General features: G+C 73.0%; 17 protein-coding genes. 11 read left to right on the top strand and 6 right to left on the bottom strand.

Annotation, left to right across the window (positions count from 1 at the left end; genetic code table 11):
* Both VN520_RS39690 and VN520_RS23810 read right to left on the bottom strand, forming a co-directional pair.
* Window positions 1-232: heavy-metal-associated domain-containing protein (locus tag VN520_RS39690; protein WP_414719926.1), on the bottom strand; the 232-nt coding region annotated here is incomplete at its 3' end.
* A gap of 182 nt (window positions 233-414) precedes the next feature.
* Complete coding sequence (locus VN520_RS23810) at window positions 415-717, bottom strand: heavy-metal-associated domain-containing protein (protein ID WP_325748978.1); 303 nt, start codon at window positions 715-717, stop codon at window positions 415-417.
* 224 nt (window positions 718-941) lie between these two features.
* Between VN520_RS23810 and VN520_RS23805 the strand changes: the two genes are divergently transcribed.
* On the top strand, window positions 942-1,988 hold the full coding sequence (locus VN520_RS23805; protein ID WP_325748977.1) for a zinc-dependent alcohol dehydrogenase family protein: 1,047 nt from the start codon (window positions 942-944) through the stop codon (window positions 1,986-1,988).
* Between the two features lie 44 nt (window positions 1,989-2,032).
* On the opposite strand, the gene VN520_RS23800 is transcribed toward VN520_RS23805, so the two are convergent.
* A complete protein-coding gene (locus VN520_RS23800) occupies window positions 2,033-2,959 on the bottom strand; it encodes a sugar phosphate isomerase/epimerase (protein ID WP_325748976.1) in 927 nt (308 codons plus the stop codon).
* 168 nt (window positions 2,960-3,127) lie between these two features.
* Between VN520_RS23800 and iolC the strand changes: the two genes are divergently transcribed.
* The 8 genes from iolC (at window position 3,128) to VN520_RS23760 (ending at window position 12,282) form a co-directional block, all read left to right on the top strand.
* Window positions 3,128-4,156, top strand: coding sequence for a 5-dehydro-2-deoxygluconokinase (gene iolC, locus VN520_RS23795; RefSeq protein WP_325748975.1), 1,029 nt, complete (start codon window positions 3,128-3,130; stop codon window positions 4,154-4,156).
* Complete coding sequence (locus VN520_RS23790) at window positions 4,153-5,040, top strand: Cgl0159 family (beta/alpha)8-fold protein (protein WP_325748974.1); 888 nt, start codon at window positions 4,153-4,155, stop codon at window positions 5,038-5,040. Before iolC ends, VN520_RS23790 begins: the two co-directional genes overlap by 4 nt.
* Before the next feature lie 54 nt (window positions 5,041-5,094).
* Window positions 5,095-6,060, top strand: coding sequence for a 5-deoxy-glucuronate isomerase (gene iolB / locus VN520_RS23785; RefSeq protein WP_325748973.1), 966 nt, complete (start codon window positions 5,095-5,097; stop codon window positions 6,058-6,060).
* Window positions 6,057-7,973, top strand: a complete 1,917-nt coding sequence (gene iolD, locus VN520_RS23780) for a 3D-(3,5/4)-trihydroxycyclohexane-1,2-dione acylhydrolase (decyclizing) (RefSeq protein ID WP_325748972.1) — start codon at window positions 6,057-6,059, stop codon at window positions 7,971-7,973. Before iolB ends, iolD begins: the two co-directional genes overlap by 4 nt.
* A gap of 12 nt (window positions 7,974-7,985) precedes the next feature.
* Window positions 7,986-9,485, top strand: a complete 1,500-nt coding sequence (locus VN520_RS23775; protein WP_325748971.1) for a CoA-acylating methylmalonate-semialdehyde dehydrogenase — start codon at window positions 7,986-7,988, stop codon at window positions 9,483-9,485.
* 50 nt (window positions 9,486-9,535) lie between these two features.
* Entirely contained in the window at window positions 9,536-10,579 is a 1,044-nt protein-coding gene (locus tag VN520_RS23770; RefSeq protein WP_325748970.1) for an aminoglycoside phosphotransferase family protein, read from the top strand.
* A gap of 336 nt (window positions 10,580-10,915) precedes the next feature.
* Window positions 10,916-11,524 (top strand): DUF4291 domain-containing protein, encoded by a 609-nt coding sequence (locus VN520_RS23765; protein WP_325748969.1) that lies wholly within the window; start codon window positions 10,916-10,918, stop codon window positions 11,522-11,524.
* Window positions 11,521-12,282 carry an SDR family oxidoreductase gene (locus VN520_RS23760; RefSeq protein WP_325748968.1) on the top strand — a complete coding sequence of 254 codons (762 nt, stop codon included), beginning with the start codon at window positions 11,521-11,523 and terminating at the stop codon, window positions 12,280-12,282. The genes VN520_RS23765 and VN520_RS23760 overlap by 4 nt, the downstream gene beginning before the upstream one ends.
* 33 nt (window positions 12,283-12,315) lie before the next feature.
* Here the strand turns inward: VN520_RS23760 and VN520_RS23755 are convergent, their stop codons facing one another.
* Window positions 12,316-12,735 (bottom strand): GNAT family N-acetyltransferase, encoded by a 420-nt coding sequence (locus VN520_RS23755; protein ID WP_325748967.1) that lies wholly within the window; start codon window positions 12,733-12,735, stop codon window positions 12,316-12,318.
* Between the two features lie 132 nt (window positions 12,736-12,867).
* Between VN520_RS23755 and VN520_RS23750 the strand changes: the two genes are divergently transcribed.
* The gene (locus VN520_RS23750) at window positions 12,868-15,555 is read left to right on the top strand and encodes an alpha/beta fold hydrolase (RefSeq protein ID WP_325748966.1); all 2,688 of its coding nucleotides are present in this window, start codon (window positions 12,868-12,870) and stop codon (window positions 15,553-15,555) included.
* Window positions 15,552-16,442 carry an ABC transporter permease gene (locus VN520_RS23745; protein ID WP_325748965.1) on the top strand — a complete coding sequence of 297 codons (891 nt, stop codon included), beginning with the start codon at window positions 15,552-15,554 and terminating at the stop codon, window positions 16,440-16,442. Before VN520_RS23750 ends, VN520_RS23745 begins: the two co-directional genes overlap by 4 nt.
* Before the next feature lie 278 nt (window positions 16,443-16,720).
* Here the strand turns inward: VN520_RS23745 and VN520_RS23740 are convergent, their stop codons facing one another.
* Window positions 16,721-17,035 (bottom strand): L-rhamnose mutarotase, encoded by a 315-nt coding sequence (locus tag VN520_RS23740; protein ID WP_325748964.1) that lies wholly within the window; start codon window positions 17,033-17,035, stop codon window positions 16,721-16,723.
* Between the two features lie 17 nt (window positions 17,036-17,052).
* On the bottom strand, window positions 17,053-18,138 hold the full coding sequence (rhaS, locus tag VN520_RS23735) for a rhamnose ABC transporter substrate-binding protein (RefSeq protein ID WP_325748963.1): 1,086 nt from the start codon (window positions 18,136-18,138) through the stop codon (window positions 17,053-17,055).
* Between the last annotated feature and the right edge of the window lie 16 nt (window positions 18,139-18,154).

Genomic DNA, 18,154 nt, shown 5'->3' with positions numbered 1-18,154 from the left:
CCGGTGGAATCGGCCGATGACGACCCAGTGGCCGTGGCGCAGGGGTTCGGCGGGCCCGACCTCCCGTGGGGCCGGTTCGCCGAGGCGGCGTACGCCATCTCACGGGCCCGTCCATGCGGTTGAGCTTCTTCTCGACGCGGGCCGCGCACGAGGCGCAGGTCATCCCGCCGATCGTGAGCTCGGCGTCGGAGGCCTCCGCCGCCGGGGCCTCTGCTGCCGTGGTGCTGGCCATGTGTGCGGACTCCTGGGTCGAACGTCGAGCAGTCGGGCCGTTCCCCACCAGTATCTGCTTCCCCTGGTGACGGAACGGGCCCGACGGGAGGTGCCGGCCGGCGCGGGACCCGCCGGTGGCGGGCGGCATGCGCCGGCGTGGTGCGTCCGGCGTGGGGCGGCCGGTTTCAGACGCGGCCGGTTTCAGGCGCGGCCCACGAGTTCGTAACCCGCCTCGTCGACGGCGGCGCGTACGGCGTCCTCGGTCAGCGGCGCGGCGGAGGTGACGGTGACGCGGCCGGTCGTGGCCTCCGCCTTCACCGAGGTGACGCCCTCGATCCCGGAGATCTCCTCGGACACCGCCCCTTCGCAGTGGCCGCAGGTCATGCCCTTCACCTCGTAGACGGTGGTGACGCCTGCCCGGGCGCCGGGCGCCCCGCCGTCACGGGAACCGGTGGACGAGCAGCAGGAGCCGGCGGCCTGGGGCGTGTCGGTCTCGGCGGTCATGACGTTCTCCTCTTCGCAGGCACATGGGATGTGGCAGATGTGTCGGATGTGGCATGAGAGGGCACTGGGGAGCCCGGTGCGTCTTCCCGTACGTACGAGTATACCCCTAGGGGGTATGGACGTCCTCTCTGCTCCCGCATCGGGCGCGTCGCACCGGCCGGGGCGTAGATTCGCCGGGTCGAGGAGCCGGACGGCGCGAGCCGGGATCACGGGAGGCGGGGCCGATGCGGGCAGTGGTGTTCGAGGAGTTCGGGCGGGAGGCGCGTGTCCGGGACCTCCCGGACCCCGCCCCCTCGGCCGGAGGAGTCGTGGTCCGGGTCGAGGCCACGGGACTGTGCCGGAGCGACTGGCACGGCTGGATGGGCCACGACCCCGACATCGTCCTCCCGCACGTCCCCGGGCACGAACTGGCCGGAGTGGTCGAGGCGGCGGGCCCCGGGGTGCACAACTGGCGCCCCGGCGACCGGGTCACCGTGCCCTTCGTCTGCGCCTGCGGCCGGTGCTCCGCCTGCGCGGCCGGTGCCCAGCAGGTCTGTGAGCGGCAGACCCAGCCGGGCTTCACCCACTGGGGGTCCTTCGCCGAGTACGTGGCGCTGGAGCAGGCCGACGTCAATCTGGTCGCGGTGCCCGAAGGGCTGTCGTCCGCCACGGCGGCCGGGCTCGGGTGCCGGTTCGCCACGGCGTTCCGGGCCGTGGTGGGGCAGGGGCGGGTCGCGCCGGGGGAGTGGGTCGCCGTGCACGGATGCGGCGGGGTCGGGCTGTCGGCCGTGATGATCGCGGTGGCATGCGGCGCCAGGGTCGTCGCGGTCGACGTGTCGCGGCAGGCCCTGGAACTGGCCCGGGCCTTCGGGGCCTCCGCGTGCGTGGACGCCTCCGCGCACCCCGCCGGCGCGGACGAGGCCGTACGCGAACTGACCGGGGGCGGTGCGCATCTGTCGCTCGACGCGCTGGGTTCCCCGGTCACCTGCGCCGCGTCGGTGCGCAGCCTGCGCAGGCAGGGCCGGCACGTCCAGGTCGGGCTGCTGCCGTCGGCGGCCGGTGACCCCGCCGTCCCCATGGCGCGGGTGATCGCGCTGGAGCTGGAGATCCTCGGCAGTCACGGCATGGCCGCTCACGCCTACCCGCCGATGATGGACATGGTCCGGGCCGGCACCCTGCGCCCGGACCTGCTGGTGACCTCCACCCTCACCCTGGACGCCGCCCCGGCCGCCCTCGCCGCGATGGGCACCACGCCGGGAGCGGGCGTCACGATCATCGAACCGGGAGCCTGAGGGGCCGGAGCCGCCCGGGGCTCGACGCCCCGGGGCCCAAGGGCTCAGGAGGACGGCCGCGCGGGACCGCAGGTGCGGAGGAACTCGCGGGTCCGGCGCGCGATCGGCAGCGGCTTGTCGGGCGGGCAGGGATACATGTCCTGCTCGACGATGGCGAACAGGTCGGTGCCCAGGGCGCGCGCGGCATCCAGCACGGGCTCCAGGGCGGGCACCCCGCCGGGCGGCTCGCACATCACGCCACGCGCCACGGCCGGGCCGAACGGCACCTCGTCCGCCACGACATCGGCCAGCACCGCCGGGTCGACCTGCTTGAGGTGCAGATAGCCGATCCGTTCGCCATACGTCCGGATGAGCTTCACGCTGTCCCCGCCGCAGTACGCGTAGTGGCCGGTGTCGAGGCAGAGGGAGACCAGGCCGGGGTCGGTGGCGTCGAGGAAGCGGTTGACGTTCTCCTCGCCGTCGATGTGCGTGTCGGCGTGCGGGTGCACCACGATCCGCAGCCCGTAACGGTCCCGCACCTCGCGCGCCAGGCGCTCCGTCTGGGTGGTGAGGTCACGCCACTGCGCGGGGGTGAGCGTGCGGTCCTCCAGCACCTCACCCGTTCTGTCGTCCCGCCAGAACGAGGGGATGACGACCAGGTACCCGGCGCCCATCGCCCGGGTGAGTGCCGCGATGTCCGCGACATGCTCCCAGGTCCGGTCCCAGACCGCCGGGCCGTGGTGCAATCCGGTGAAGACCGTGCCCGCGGAGACGGCCAGGTTCCGGCGGGCGGTCTCGTCCGCGAGCCGGGCGGGTTCGGTCGGCAGATAGCCGTACGGGCCGAGCTCGATCCACTCGTAGCCGGCCTCGCAGACCTCGTCGAGGAATCGCTCCCAGGGCACCTGCTGCGGATCGTCGGGGAACCAGACTCCCCACGAATCGGGTGCCGAGCCGATACGGATGCGGGCCGAAGAGGGTACGGAGGAGGTCATATCGCCCACCCTCCAGTCCTCCTGGTGGAGTGTCAAGGGTTCGTCCGAATGTCCGGACAAAGTGTTGACAGGGTGCGGGGCGGAGGTTAGACCTGGGAGCGGCCGTCCGGCCGTGGCCGGCTCCCGGGACGAACTGCCGGGCCGGGGCACCGGGTCGAAGGGATGCGTATGCCTGAGCCGTACGACGTGATCACCATGGGGCGGATCGGGGTGGACATCTACCCGCTTCAGACCGGTGTGCCGCTGGCCCGGGTCGAGACCTTCGGGAAGTTCCTCGGGGGCTCGCCGTCCAATGTGGCGGTGGCCGCGGCCCGGCTGGGACGGCGTACGGCTCTGATCACCCGGACCGGCCGGGACGCCTTCGGCGACTACCTCCACCAGGCACTGGGGGATTTCGGGGTGGACGACCGGTGGGTGAGCGCCGTGGCGGAGTACCCGACCCCGGTCACCTTCTGCGAGATCTTCCCGCCGGACCACTTCCCGCTCTACTTCTACCGGCAGCCCAAGGCACCCGATCTGGAGATCCGCAGCGGGGAGCTCGACCTGGAGGCGGTGCGGGCCGCCCGGGTCTTCTGGATGACCGGCACCGGCCTGTGCGCCGAACCCAGCCGCACCGCGACCCTCGCCGCGCTCCGGGCCCGCAGCCAGGCACCGGCACCGGAGGCGTCCGGCCCTTCGCGCGTCACCGTCTTCGACCTCGACTGGCGCCCCGCGTTCTGGGGCGAAGGCGCTGCCGGAAAGGACGGCGGCGCCGGGACCGCCCGCGCCCACTACCGCGAGGCACTCGCCCACGCCACGGTCGCCGTCGGGAACGTCGAGGAGTGCGAGATCGCCACCGGAGAACGCGAACCGCACGCGGCCGCCCGCGCCCTGCTCGACTCCGGGCCCGAACTCGCCGTCGTCAAACAGGGACCGGCGGGCGTCCTCGCCGTCCACCGCGACGGCACCACCGCCGAGATCCCGCCCCTCCCCGTCGACGTCGTCAACGGACTGGGCGCCGGTGACGCCTTCGGCGGCGCCCTGTGCCACGGCCTCCTCGCCGGCTGGGACACGGAACACGTCATGCGCTACGCCAACGCCGCCGGGGCCATCGTCGCCTCCCGCCTCGCCTGTTCGTCCGCGATGCCGTTCCCGCACGAGGTGGAACAGGCCCTCGCCGAGGGTGTGACCGGCACAGCGACAGGAACCACCCCATGACCCCGCCCGCCGCCGGCGTCACCGATCTCGTCCGGCTCCGCGCCCACCGCCCCGAAGCCGTCGCCGAGGCCGCCGCCGCCCGCCGCAGACGGCCCCTCGTCGGACCCACCGGCCGGCTCATGGTCATCGCGGCGGACCACCCGGCCCGCGGCGCCCTCGCCGTCGGTGACGACGACCTGGCCATGGCCGACCGCTTCGACCTGCTCGAACGCCTCTGCCTCGCCCTCGCCCGCCCCGGCGTCGACGGGGTGCTCGCGGGCGCCGACGTCCTGGAGGACCTGCTGCTCCTCGGCGCCCTCGAAAACAAGGTCGTCCTCGGTTCCATGAACCGCGGCGGCCTCGCGGGAGCCGCCTTCGAGCTCGACGACCGCTTCACCGGCCACCGCCCCGCCGACCTCGCCCGCCACGGCTACGACGCGGGCAAACTCCTGCTGAGGATCGACCACGACGACCCGGGGTCCCTGGACACCCTGCACACCGCCGCACGGACCGTGGACGAGATGGCCGCCCGCCGGCTGCCGGTCTTCATCGAACCGTTCCTCTGCCACCGCACCGGTGACGGGCTCCGCGCCGACCTGGGCGCCACCGCCGTCACCACCTCCATCGCCATCGCCTCGGGCCTGGGCGGGACATCCGCGTACACCTGGCTCAAGGTCCCCGTCACCGACGACCCCGACGACATGGGCCGGGTGATGCGGGCCTCGACCCTCCCCGCCGTCCTGCTCGGCGGCGAGGTCACGGGAGACCCGGACCGGGCGTACGAGAGATGGCGCGGCGCGCTGCGGCTGCCGACCGTCCAGGGGCTGGTGGTCGGGCGGTCACTGCTCTACCCCGCCGACGGGGACGTGGCGGGCGCGGTCGACACGGCCGTGGGACTGCTGTGAGCGAGTGGCACCAGGTCTTCTGTGAACGAGCGGGCCGACGGGTAGGGATGAGCCATGACGACGACCGACGAGCAGCAGAGGCACCACCTCAGGGCCGGCCGTGCGGCGCGCGGCCCTTACGCCCTCGACATCGACCCGGAGCGGGCCGGGTGGGAGCGGTCGAGCCTGCGCGTCCTGGAGCTCGAACCGGGTGGTGTTCACACCCTGGTCACCGGGGAGAGCGAATGGATCATCCTGCCGTTGTCCGGTGGCTGTACGGTGCGGACGGCAGGTGAAATCTTTGAACTGCTGGGCAGGAAAGACGTGTTCGGCGCTGCGACCGACTTCGCCTATGTCCCGCGTGACGCCCGCGCCCAGATCGCCTCCGGCGCCGGAGGCCGCTTCGCCCTGGCAGGAGCGAAGTGCGAGCGACGACTCCCCGCTCGCTACGGCCCCGCGCCGGAGGTACCGGTCGAGCTCCGCGGCGCCGGCGCCTGCTCGCGCCAGGTGAACAACTTCGCCGCCGCCGACACGTTCGACTGCGACCGGCTCATCGCCGTCGAGGTCCTCACCCCCGGCGGCAACTGGTCCTCGTACCCGCCGCACAAGCACGACGAGCACCACCCCGGCACCGAGTCCGTGCTGGAGGAGATCTACTACTTCGAGGTCGAGGGCGACGGGCTCGGCTACCACCGGGTGTCGCCCTCCCGCCCCGGAGGCACCGACGTCCTCGCCGAAGTCGCCACGGGTGACGCCGTCCTCATCCCCGACGGCTGGCACGGCCCGTCCATCGCCCCGCCCGGCCGCACCCTGTACTACCTGAACGTGATGGCGGGCCCGGGCGAGCAGCGTGAATGGCTGATCCGCGACCATCCGGACCACCGCTGGATCCGCGACACCTGGCCCACACAGCCCGTCGACCCACGACTGCCGCTCCACGGTGCGAAGGCCGCGCTGCCGCACGACGACGCGGAGGCCGCGCTGCCGCACCACGGTACGAAGGCCACGCTGCCGCACCACGACGCGGAGGCCGCCCGGTGACCACACCACGCAGCACGTCCGGCACCGCCCCGGGGCCCACCCGCAGGCTCACCACCGCCCAGGCCCTCATCACCTTCCTCGCCCGCCAGTACACCGAACGCGACGGCCGGCGCCACCGCCTGATCGACGCCACCTGGGGCATCTTCGGCCACGGCAACGTCGCCGGCGTCGGACAGGCGCTCGTCGAAGCCGGCCCCGCGATGCCGTACCTCCAGGGCCGCAGCGAACAGGCCATGGTGCACGCCGCCGTCGGCTACGCCCGCCAGTCGGGCCGGCTCTCCGCCCACGCCGTCACCACCTCCATCGGCCCCGGCGCCACCAACCTCGTCACCGGGGCCGCGCTCGCCACCGTCAACCATCTGCCCGTGCTGCTCCTGCCCGGCGACACCTTCGCCACCCGCCCCGCCGACCCCGTGCTCCAGCAGCTCGAAGTGCCGCACACCGGCGACGTATCGGTCAACGACTGCCTGCGCCCCGTCTCCCGCTACTTCGACCGGATCACCCGCCCCGAGGCACTGATCCCGGCCGCCCTCCAGGCCATGCGCACCCTCGCCGACCCGGCGGACACGGGCGCCGTCACGCTCGCACTGCCGCAGGACGTACAGGCCGAGGCGTACGACTGGCCGGCGGAGTTCTTCGCGACGCGCGTCTGGAACGTACGCAGGCCGGCCCCCGACCCGTACGAACTGGAACAGGCGGTCCGCGCGGTCCGCACCGCACGCCGCCCCCTGATCGTCGCGGGCGGCGGCGTCCACCACAGTGCCGCGGAGGAAGCCCTCGCCGCGTTCGCCGCCGCGACCCGCATCCCCGTCGCCTCCACCCAGGCCGGCAAGGGCTCCCTGCGCCACGACCACCCCGCCGACGTGGGCGGCATCGGCCACACCGGCACCGCCACGGCCGACGCGCTCGCCCGCGAGGCCGACCTGGTGATCGGCATCGGCACCCGCTACACCGACTTCACGACCGCCTCCGGCACCCTCTTCGCCGACCCGGCCGTCCGCTTCCTCAACCTCAACATCACCGGCTTCGACGCCCACAAGCTCGCCGCCCTGCCCCTCGTGGCGGACGCCCGCACCGCGATCGAAGCACTCGGCGAGGCCCTCGGCGCACGCGGACACCGCGTCGGCCCCGCCTACGAGAGCGCGTACACCGACGCCAAGGACCGCTGGGAGCAGCGCGTCGACGCGGCCTTCGCCACCGGCGACCCGGACGCCCGCCCCACCCAGGCCCAGGTCCTCGGACTGCTGGACGAACTGGTCACCGAGGACGACATCCTGATCAACGCGGCGGGCTCCCTCCCCGGCGACCTCCACAAACTGTGGAGGGCCCGCTCCCCGCGCCAGTACCACGTCGAATACGGCTACTCCTGCATGGGATACGAGATCCCCGCCGCCCTCGGGGTCCAGCTCGCGGCCCCCGGCCGGCCCGTCTGGGCCCTGGTCGGCGACGGGACGTACCTGATGAATCCCACCGAGATCGTCACCGCCGTGCAGGAGGGCCTGCCCGTCAAGCTCGTCATCCTGCAGAACCACGGTTACGCGTCCATCGGCGGCCTCTCCGAGTCCGTCGGCGCCGAACGCTTCGCCACCGCCTACCGGCACCGCACCCCGGAGGGCGCGTTCACCGGCACCCCGCTGCCCGTGGACCTCGCCGCCAACGCGGCCTCCCTCGGCATGGACGTACTGCGTGCCGGGACGGTGGGGGAGCTGCGCGGGGCTCTCGCCGAGGCGCGCGGCGCGGACCGTCCCACTTGTGTCTACGTCGAGACCGAAACGGCAGACACAGTGTCGGGGCCCCCGCCCGCACAGGCGTGGTGGGATGTTCCCGTAGCCGAAACCGCGACCCGCCCGTCGGCGGTCGAGGCCAGGAAAGAGTACGACCGGCAGATCGCAGCCCGACGCCGCCACCTGTGAAGGAGCACGCTCATGAAGACCGTCAACCACTGGATCGGCGGCAAGGGCGTCGAGGGCACGTCGGGCGACTACGGTCCGGTCACCGACCCGGCGACCGGCGCCGTCACGACACAGGTGGCGCTCGCCTCCACGGAGGAGGTCGACGCAGCGGTCCGGGCCGCGAAGGCCGCGTACGCGACGTGGGGCACCTCCTCGCTCTCCGCCCGCACCGCCGTCCTCTTCCGCTACCGGGCCCTGCTGGACTCCCACCGCGACGAGATCGCCGCGCTGATCACCGCCGAGCACGGCAAGGTGCACTCCGACGCGCTGGGTGAGGTCGCGCGCGGGCTGGAGATCGTCGAGCTGGCCTGCGGCATCACCACCCAGCTCAAGGGCGAGCTCTCCACCCAGGTCTCCAGCCGGGTCGACGTCTCCTCGATCCGGCAGCCGCTCGGCGTCGTCGCGGGCATCACCCCGTTCAACTTCCCGGCCATGGTGCCGATGTGGATGTTCCCGCTGGCGATCGCGTGCGGCAACACCTTCGTCCTGAAGCCCAGCGAGAAGGACCCGTCGGCCGCCAACCTGCTGGCCGAGCTGGCCACGGAGGCAGGGCTGCCCGACGGTGTGCTGAACGTCCTGCACGGCGACAGGACCGCCGTGGACGGGCTCCTCACCCACCCCGACGTCGCCGCCGTCTCCTTCGTCGGCTCCACGCCCATCGCCCGGTACGTCCACGCGACCGCCTCGGCCAACGGCAAGCGCGTCCAGGCGCTCGGCGGCGCGAAGAACCACATGCTCGTCCTCCCGGACGCCGACCTGGACGCCGCGGCCGACGCCGCCGTCTCGGCCGCGTACGGCTCCGCCGGTGAGCGCTGCATGGCCGTCTCGGCCGTCGTCGCGGTGCGTTCCATCGCCGACGAGCTGGTCGCGAAGATCCGCGAGCGCGCCGAGAAGATCACGATCGGCCCCGGCACGGACCCCGCCTCCGAGATGGGCCCGCTGATCACCGCCGCCCACCGCGACAAGGTCGCCTCCTACGTCACCGGAGCCGCCGCACAGGGCGCCGACGTCGTCCTCGACGGCACCGGCCACACGGTCGAGGGCTTCGAGGACGGCCACTGGATCGGCCTGTCCCTCCTGGACAACGTCTCCACCGACTCCGATGCCTACCGCGACGAGATCTTCGGCCCGGTCCTGTGCGTCCTGCGCGTCGACACGTACGAGGACGGCGTCGCCCTCATGAACGCCTCGCCCTTCGGCAACGGCACCGCGGTCTTCACCCGCGACGGCGGCGCGGCCCGCCGCTTCCAGCTGGAGATCGAGGCCGGCATGGTCGGCGTCAACGTCCCGATCCCGGTACCGGTGGGCTACCACTCCTTCGGCGGCTGGAAGGACTCCCTCTTCGGCGACCACCACATCTACGGCAACGACGGTGTGCACTTCTACACCCGGGGCAAGGTCGTCACCACCCGCTGGCCCGACCCGGCCGACGCCCCGGCGGGCGTGGACCTCGGGTTCCCCCGCAACCACTGAGACTCACCGGCCCGGCGGACGCGGCACCCGCCGAGTGGAAGACTGCCCGCATGGTGACGGCGTCGCAGCTTCCGTTCGGCGAGCCCCTGAGAGACCGCCTGGGCCCGCCCGCGCACCCCTCCGTCCTGGAGAGCAGCCCCCGGTCACAGGTCTGGCGCATCGAACTGTCCGGGCGCCCGGCCGTCCTGAAGCAACTGGTGGCGGGCCCCGAGGCCGACGAGCGGTACGCCCGCGAAGTGACCGCCCTCCGCATCGCGGGCCGGGCCTCCGGCACCCCGGTCGTGCCCGCGCTCCTCGCCACCGACCCGGCCGAGCGGGTCCTGGTCCTCGAACACCTCGACCACCGGCGGCCGTCCGCCGGCTGGATCGTCGACTACGCGGCCGCCCTCGCGAGGCTGCACGCCACCGCCGGCCCCGGTGACGCCGGCACTCTGCCCCGCTGGCAGGGCCCGGCCGGCGCCGACGTCACCTCCTTCCTCACCCTGGCCGCCGCCCTCGGGATCCACACGGCGCCGGAGGTACGGGACGAGCTCGACGCCCTGGTGGCGCGCCTCGCCGGGGCGGAGGGAACCGCCCTGCTCCACGGCGACCCGTGCCCCGGCAACGACCTGCACACCCCGCAGGGCGTCAGGTTCATCGACTTCGAGCAGGCGTCCCTGGGCAGCGGCCTGACGGAACTCGCCTACCTCCGCATCGGGTTCCCGACCTGCTGGTGCGTCACGAGGGCAGCCGGGCCCCTGCTGGAGCGGGCGGAGGCCGCCTACCGCACGGCCTGGCACACCGAGACCGGCACCCCGCTCCCGGGCACCGGTCTCGCCGACGCCTGCGCGGGCTGGCTGATCCGGGGCGACGCCCTGGTGCAGCGCGCCCACCGGGGCACCACCGACCATCTGGCCCGACTCCCGGACGAGGACTGGACCTGGGGCACCGCCACCGCCCGCCAGCGCCTCGCCCACCGGCTCGGCGTGGTCGCCGCGATGCCCGAGGGCGACGGGCGGCTGCATGGCCTCCGGGTCCTCGCGGCGGACCTGCGCCGTGCCGTCCTCGACCGCTGGCCGACGGTGCGGCCGGTGCCGGAGCGGCGCCCCTCGTAGCCACTGGAAGCTCAGGCGGTGCGGGCGGGAGGGGCCGGCCGGGCAGGGGTGCACGCGCATCAGGCCGCGGCCGAGGTGGACACCGGCCGGGCCGGTGACGCCCGGGTCGTCGCCAGCCTCCCGGTCCCCGGCCGGAAGCCGGCTGCGTGAGGCCCCGTCACACTCCGACGCGTCCACGGTGAGCAGGGGCGGCATCGCCGCTCCGCGGGTGTCGCAGCCGACGGGGGCAGGATCGGCCAGGTGCCAGGTCGTGTCCATCGGTGAGGTCGAGGCGGGCCGTACGACGGAGCGAAAACCAGGTGCTGTGAGGCGCCGGGGTCCCGCATCCTGAGCCGTATGAACGACCTGACGGGTCCGCCCCGCTATGAGATCCGCGCGCAGCACACCGACTCCACCGTGACTGTGTACCAGGCGTATCGGCCGGCCATCGGACTGCCCGCCGCCCGTGACGGACGCTTCCCGGCCGCCTGGAAGCGCGACCGCATGACGTGGATCAAGCCGAGCTTCCTGTGGATGATGTACCGCTGCGGCTGGGGCACGAAGGAGGGCCAGGAGACCGTGCTCGCCGTCGAGATCACCCGCGACGGCTTCGCGTGGGCACTGGAGAACGCCGAACTCTCGCACTACGTACGGGGGGTGCACGCCGACCGGGCCGCCTGGCAGCGCGGCCTGCGCCGCAGCCCCGCCCGCGTCCAGTGGGACCCGGAGCGTGATCTGCGGCTGAACCCGCTGCCGTACCGCTCCCTCCAGCTCGGGCTGAGCGGTGAGGCGGCCCGGCGGTACGCGGACGAGTGGCTCGTCTCCGTACGCGATGTCACACCGCTGGCCCATGAGATCCACGGGCTCGTCGGGGCGGGTGACCTGGAGGGGGCGGCCCGCCTGCTCCCGGCGGAGACCCCGCTCGCGGATCTCGGTGCGCCCCTCCCCGCCCTGGCCGGCCGATGAGCGCCCCGACGCGGCCGCTCGCCCTGGTCACGGGCGCGGGACGTTCGGCAGGCATCGCCGCCTCCGTGGTGCTGGACCTGGCGCGGGCCGGCTGGGACGTGGCCTTCACGTACTGGACCCCCTACGACGCACGGATGCAGTGGGGCGCGGATCCCGGCGCGCCCGGGGAGCTGCGGGAGAAGGCGGCGTCCCTCGGCGCGCGCACGTTCGCGGTCGAGGCGGACCTGAGCGACCCGGCCGTACCGGCCCAGCTCTTCGACAGCGTCGAGCGTGAGCTGGGCGACGTCACCGCGCTGGTGCTCTGTCACGCCGAATCGGTCGACTCCGGTCTGCTCGACACCACGGTGGAGAGCTTCGACCGGCACTTCGCGGTCAATGCGCGGGCGACCTGGCTGCTGATCCGGGAGCACGGGCTCCGGTTCTCCGGACAGCACGGAACCGGGCGGATCATCAGCCTCACCAGTGACCACACCGCCGGCAACCTGCCGTACGGGGCGAGCAAGGGGGCGATGGACCGGATCACGCTGGCCGCCGCACAGGAGCTCGCCCACCTGGGAGTCACGTGCAACGCCGTCAACCCCGGCCCGACCGACACCGGGTGGATGACCGAGGACCAGAAGACGGCGATGGTCGGCTACACGCCGCTGGGGCGAATCGGAGTGCCGCAGGACTGCGCGAATCTGGTCACCTTCCTCTGCTCGGCGGAGGGCGGATGGATCAACGGCCAGCTGCTGCAGAGCAACGGCGGGCTCGGGTAGCCGGGCGGCGCGCACCGGGCCCGCCCGGGGCATTCAACGCGCTGTGCCGAACTCCCAGGTCAGCATCGTGAACCCCCCGTCGTCCGCCGCCCCCGCCGAACGGTAGGTGGCGAGGGCCGGTTCGTTGCCGCGCTCCACCCCGACCCACATGCCGTAGCAGCCGCGTTCGCGGGCCTCGGCGGCCAAGGCCCGCGTCAGCGCGCGCCCGATGCCCCGGCGGCGGTACCGCTCGTCCACGGCGAGCTCGTACAGGCACATCTCCGTGCCCTTGTCCGGGTGCAGCATCTCGATGCCCGAGACGAACCCGGCCGGCACGCCGTCCACGTACGCGATCAGCAGCAGGTGGCCGCCCGCCGCCAGGAAGCGGGCCGCCCACCCGGGGCGGGGCGGGGCGTCGTAGAGGTGTGCGGCGGCGAGGAGCTCGGCGACGGTGGTGGCGGGGCGAATGTCCATGGAAGCACCTTTCGTGACGGTGGTGTACCGCATGTGGAGTACGGCGAGGGGCGGGCCGTACCTCCCAGGGATGCCGTGCACCTCCCCCCGGGGGCACCCCGGGCCGCCGGCCGCTCCGTCTAGGGTCGAGTCATGGAGAAACCGACTTCCCGGTGGCGGCACCGGCTGCCCCGTACCCCAGGCCGGTGGGCCGCGGTCGTCGCCGCCCTCGCCGTGCTCGTGGGTGCCGGGACCTGGACCGCCGCCGCCGACGACAGTGTGCCGCCCGTGCACCGGCAGGACCGGATGATGAAGATGAACGGGGTGTCGGTCGACACCTCGTACTTCACGTCCGGGGGCACACAGCGCCGGCCGGCCGTCCTCATCGGGCACGGCTTCGGCGGCAGCAAGGACGACGTGCGCGCCCAGGCCGAGAAGCTGGCCGCCGACGGGTACGCCGTCATGACCTGGTCCGCGCGCGGCTTCGGGAGGACGAGCGGGGAGATCACGCTCAACGCCCCCGACGCCGAGGTCAAGGACGTGTCCGGGCTCATCGACTGGCTGGCCGGCCGGCCCGAGGTGGAGCTCGACGCGAAGGGCGACCCGCGTGTCGGTGTCACCGGCGCCTCGTACGGCGGCGCGGTGTCGCTGCTCGCCGCCGGCCACGACGAGCGGGTCGACGCCATCGCGCCGGTGATCAGCTACTGGAACCTCGCCGACGCGCTCTTCCCGGACGGGGTCTTCAAGAAGCTCTGGGCCGGAGTCTTCGTCTCCTCCGGCGGAGGCTGCGAGAAGTTCCAGAAGCAGCTGTGCGAGATGTACGAGCGGGTCGCCGTCAGCGGCAAACCGGACGCGGCCGCACGTCAGCTCCTGACGGAACGTTCCCCCGTCGCCGTGGCCGACCGGATCGACGTGCCCGCGCTCATCCTCCAGGGCCAGAGCGACTCGCTCTTCCCGCTCGGCCAGGCCGACGCCATGGCCAAGGCCGTCAAGGCCAACGGCGCCCCCGTGTCCGTCGACTGGATCTCGGGCGGGCACGACGGAGGGGACGACGAGGGAGACCGCGTCCAGGGCCGGATCGGTGACTGGTTCGACCGGTATCTGAAGCAGGAGAAGGGCGCGGACACCGGGCCCGGCTTCCGGGTCACCCGGACCGGCGGCGTCGACTCCACCGACGGCGCCGCCCTGATGCGCGGCGCGAGCAGTGCCTCGTACCCCGGACTGACCAGCGGCGGGCAGAAGATCACCCTGGCAGGAGCGAGCGGCGGCGCGCGGAACGCCCCCGCCGGCGGCCTGACCCAGACCTTCCGCAACCCCGCCGGGGCCAACCCGCCCTCCGTCTCCGCCGTGCCCGGCATCGGGGGCGGGCTCTCCCAGCTGTCCTCGCTCGGCGTCGGGCTCTCCCTCGACTTCCCCGGGCAGTACGCGCGCTACGACTCCGCCCCGCTGGACAGCGCCGTACACGTCACCGGATCGCCCACGGTCCGTGTGAACGTGAAGGCGGACCAGGGTGACGCGGTGCTGTTCGGCAAGGTCTACGACGTCTCGCCGGACGGCAAGCAGCAGGTGCTGCCCTCCCAGCTCGTCGCCCCCTACCGCATCACCCCCGAGGAGCAGGGCAAGCCGGTCGAGCTGGCGCTGCCCGCCGTCGACCACGAGGTCGACGCCGGTCACCGCCTCCGCCTCGTCCTCTCCGCCACCGACCTCGCCTACGCGTCACCCGCCGAGCCCGCGACGTACACCGTCTCCCTCGACGGGCCGCTGACCGTCCCCACCGCACCCGCGGTGAAGACGGCGGCAGCCTCCCTGCCCTGGTGGACCTGGGGGCTCCCCGCGGCAGCGCTCGTCGTCGCCGCCGTCCTCCTGCTCACCGCGCGCAGGCGCACCGCCACCCCCGCCCCCGACCCCGCGCTGACCGGCGTACCGCTCCAGATCACGGACCTGTCCAAGCAGTACGCCAAGTCCAGCGACCGGTACGCCGTGCGCGATCTCGGCTTCCGCGTCGAGAAGGGGCAGGTCCTCGGCCTCCTCGGGCCGAACGGCGCGGGCAAGACCACCACCCTGCGCATGCTGATGGGGCTCATCACCCCCGACGCCGGTGAGATCAGGGTCTTCGGGCACGCGATCCGCCCCGGCGCGCCCGTGCTGTCCCGCGTGGGGTCCTTCGTCGAGGGCGCGGGCTTCCTCCCGCACCTGTCGGGCCGCTCCAACCTGGAGCTGTACTGGCAGGCCACCGGGCGGCCCGCCGAGGACGCCCACATCGACGAGGCCCTGGAGATCGCCGGACTGGGCGACGCCCTGGCCCGCGCCGTGCGCACGTACTCCCAGGGCATGCGGCAGCGCCTCGCCATCGCCCAGGCGATGCTCGGCATGCCGGACCTCCTCATCCTCGACGAACCGACCAACGGTCTCGACCCGCCCCAGATCCGCGAGATGCGGGACGTGATGATCCGGTACGCGGCCGGGGGCCGCACCGTGATCGTCTCCAGCCACCTCCTCTCCGAGGTCGAACAGTCCTGCACCCACCTGGTGGTCATGGACCGGGGCCGGCTCGTCCAGGCCGGCCCGGTCGCCGAGATCACCGGCTCCGGTGACATGCTCCTCGTCACCACGGGCGCCGAGGTGGCCGGACCGCTCGTGGACAAGGTGGCCGCCCTTCCGGGCATCGGCTCCGCCGTCCGCCTGGACGACGGCCACGGCCTGCTGGTCCGTCTCGACGGAGCCACGGCCTCGCAGCTGGTCGCCGAACTGGTGCGCCTCGACGTACCGGTGACGGGTGTCGGGCCGCACCGCCGCCTGGAGGACGCGTTCCTCACCCTCATCTCCCAAGGATCCGCATGAGCTCCGCACCAGAGATCCAGGCCCTCGCCGAAGCCCCCGGTTACCACGCCCGCCGCACCCTGCCGCTGCGCGTGGAGGCGATGAGGCAGCTGCGCAGGCGCCGCACCCTGCTCATGGGCGGGGTGCTGGCGGCCCTGCCGTTCGTCCTGATCATCGCCTTCGCGGTCGGCGGCACCCCGGGCGGCGGCGAGGGGGACGGTGGCGGAGGCGGCTCGCGGATCAACCTCATGGACGTCGCGACGGAGTCCGCCGCGAACTTCGCGGCGACCTGCCTCTTCGTCTCCGCCGGCTTCCTGCTGGTGGTACCGGTCGCCCTGTTCTGCGGGGACACGGTCGCCTCCGAGGCGAGCTGGTCCTCGCTGCGCTATCTGCTCGCGGCGCCGGTGCCCCGGTCCAGGCTGCTGTGGAGCAAGCTCGTCGTGGCGCTCGGCTTCAGCCTGGCCGCGATGGTGCTGCTGCCGCTCGTCGCGCTGGGCGCGGGAGCCGCCGCGTACGGATGGGGGCCGCTGAAACTGCCCACCGGGGGCGCACTGAGCACCTCGGACACCGTGCCGCGCCTGGCGCTCGTCGTCGCCTTCGTCTTCGTCTCCCAGCTCGTCACCGCCGGCCTGGCGTTCTGGCTGTCGACGAGGACGGACGCGCCGCTGGGCGCGGTGGGCGGCGCGGTCGGACTGACCATCGTCGGCAATGTCCTGGACGCGGTCACCGCGCTCGGTACCTGGCGTGAATTCCTGCCCGCTCACTGGCAGTTCGCCTGGGCCGACGCGCTCCAGCCCGAGCTGGTGTGGAGCGGGATGGTGAAGGGCGCGGCCGTATCGGTGACCTACGCCCTGATCCTGTTCGCCCTCGCCTTCCGGGGGTTCAGCCGTAAGGACATCGTGTCCTGACCCTGCTGTTCCGCCCCGCCCGCGCCCGCCGTTGCGTCATCGGGACCGTTCCGCAGCGCTTTTGCTCGCGCTCTTCCCGGCAGGCGGGATCCTGGTCACCGGCTGCGGTGCGATGGCCGCCTCCTTCGCGGACGCGCTGCGCGACGGGGGCGCCGGACCGCCCGGCGACGGGGGCGAAGGCGAAGCCGGCCGACACGGCCGTCCGGGCCCGACGGGGAGCACCCCGCCGGGCCCGGCTCGGTCCGGACGGGAGTCCCTCGGCCGACGCGGCACAGCCCTCAGGCCAGATGGAAGACCTCGGTCAGCGGGACCATGGCCTCGTCGGCGGCCTCCGACTGCTCGAAGAACTCACCCATCTCCCGCTGCCACCGGGCGTTGACCTCCGTCGCCGCCATCGCCTCCCGGGCCGCGTCGAAGTCCTCCGTCTCCAGATAGCCGACCAGCAGGCCGTCCTCGCGCAGGAACAGCGAGTAGTTGTGCCAGCCCGCCTCCGACAGCGCGGCCTGCATCTCCGGCCACACCGCCGTGTGGCGCTCGCGGTACTCGTCCTTGCGGTCCTCACGGACCTTCAGCAGAAAGCAGACGCGCTGCATGGAGCCGGCTCCTCCGGTCAGAAGTCGAACGTGTCGATGTTCTCGGCGTCGAAGACGGTCGGCTCACCGAGGATGACCTCGCCGTCCTTGCCGATGGTGTACTCGCCGAGCCTGCCCGCCTTGAACTTCTCGCCCTCCGCACCGGTGATCTGCCCCGACGCCAGCGCCGCAGCCGCGTACGAGCCGAGGTGGCCGAGCTCCTCCGGGTTCCAGAGCGAGAACTGCTCGACGGTGCCGTCCTTGACGTACGTGCGCATCTGGTTCGGCGTGCCGAGCCCGTTGAGCACGACCTTGCCCTTGTACGAGGAGTCGCTCAGGTAGCGCGCCGCGGCGGCGATGCCGACCGTGGTGGGGGAGATGATGCCCTTGAGATCGGGATAGGCCTGCATGAGGCCCTGCGTCTGCTGGAAGGACTTCTGGTCCGCGTCGTCGCCGTACGCGACCTTCACCAGCTCCATCCCCTTGTACTCGGGGAGCTTCAGCTCCTCCTTCATGTACTCGATCCAGGTGTTCTGGTTCGTCGCGTTCTGGGTGGCCGACAGGATCGCGACCTTGCCCTGGTAGCCGATCTGCTTGCCGAGGTGCTGGACCAGGCTGCGGCCGATCTCCTCGGAGCTGGCCTGGTTGATGAAGAGCTGGCGGCAGTCCTTCGCCGTGTCGGAGTCGTAGGCGACGACCTTGATGCCCTTCTTCATGGCCTGCTTGAGCGGGCCGCACACCGCGTTCGGGTCGTTCGCCGCGATGAGGATGGCGTCCTGGCGCTGCTGGATCAGGGTGTTGATGTAGGAGACCTGCGAGGACGCGTTCGCGTCGGACGGGCCGACCTCCTTGCCCGTGCCGCCGTACTCCTTCGCCGCCGCGATGCCCGCCTTGTCGACGATCTTCTCGTACGGGTTGTTGATCTGCTTGGGCAGGAAGGCGATCTTCAGGCCCTTCTTCAGCGGGGCGTCCGGGTCGGCCTTCGCGGAGCCGGCGGCCTTCGCGCTCCCGCCCTCCTCGCTGTCCTTCGTGGTCCCGGAGCAGGCGGTGAGGGCGAGCGCGAGGGAGACGGCGGCGGCTGCGGTCGCGACGGCGCGGCGCCCGGCGGCAGTGCGGAGCATCATGGCGGCGTGTGCCTTT

Source organism: Streptomyces sp., from assembly GCF_035563135.1.
GTDB lineage: Bacteria > Actinomycetota > Actinomycetes > Streptomycetales > Streptomycetaceae > Streptomyces.
The sequence above is the reverse complement of the archived record's forward strand: the minus strand, read 5'-3'. Positions and strand labels throughout refer to the sequence as shown.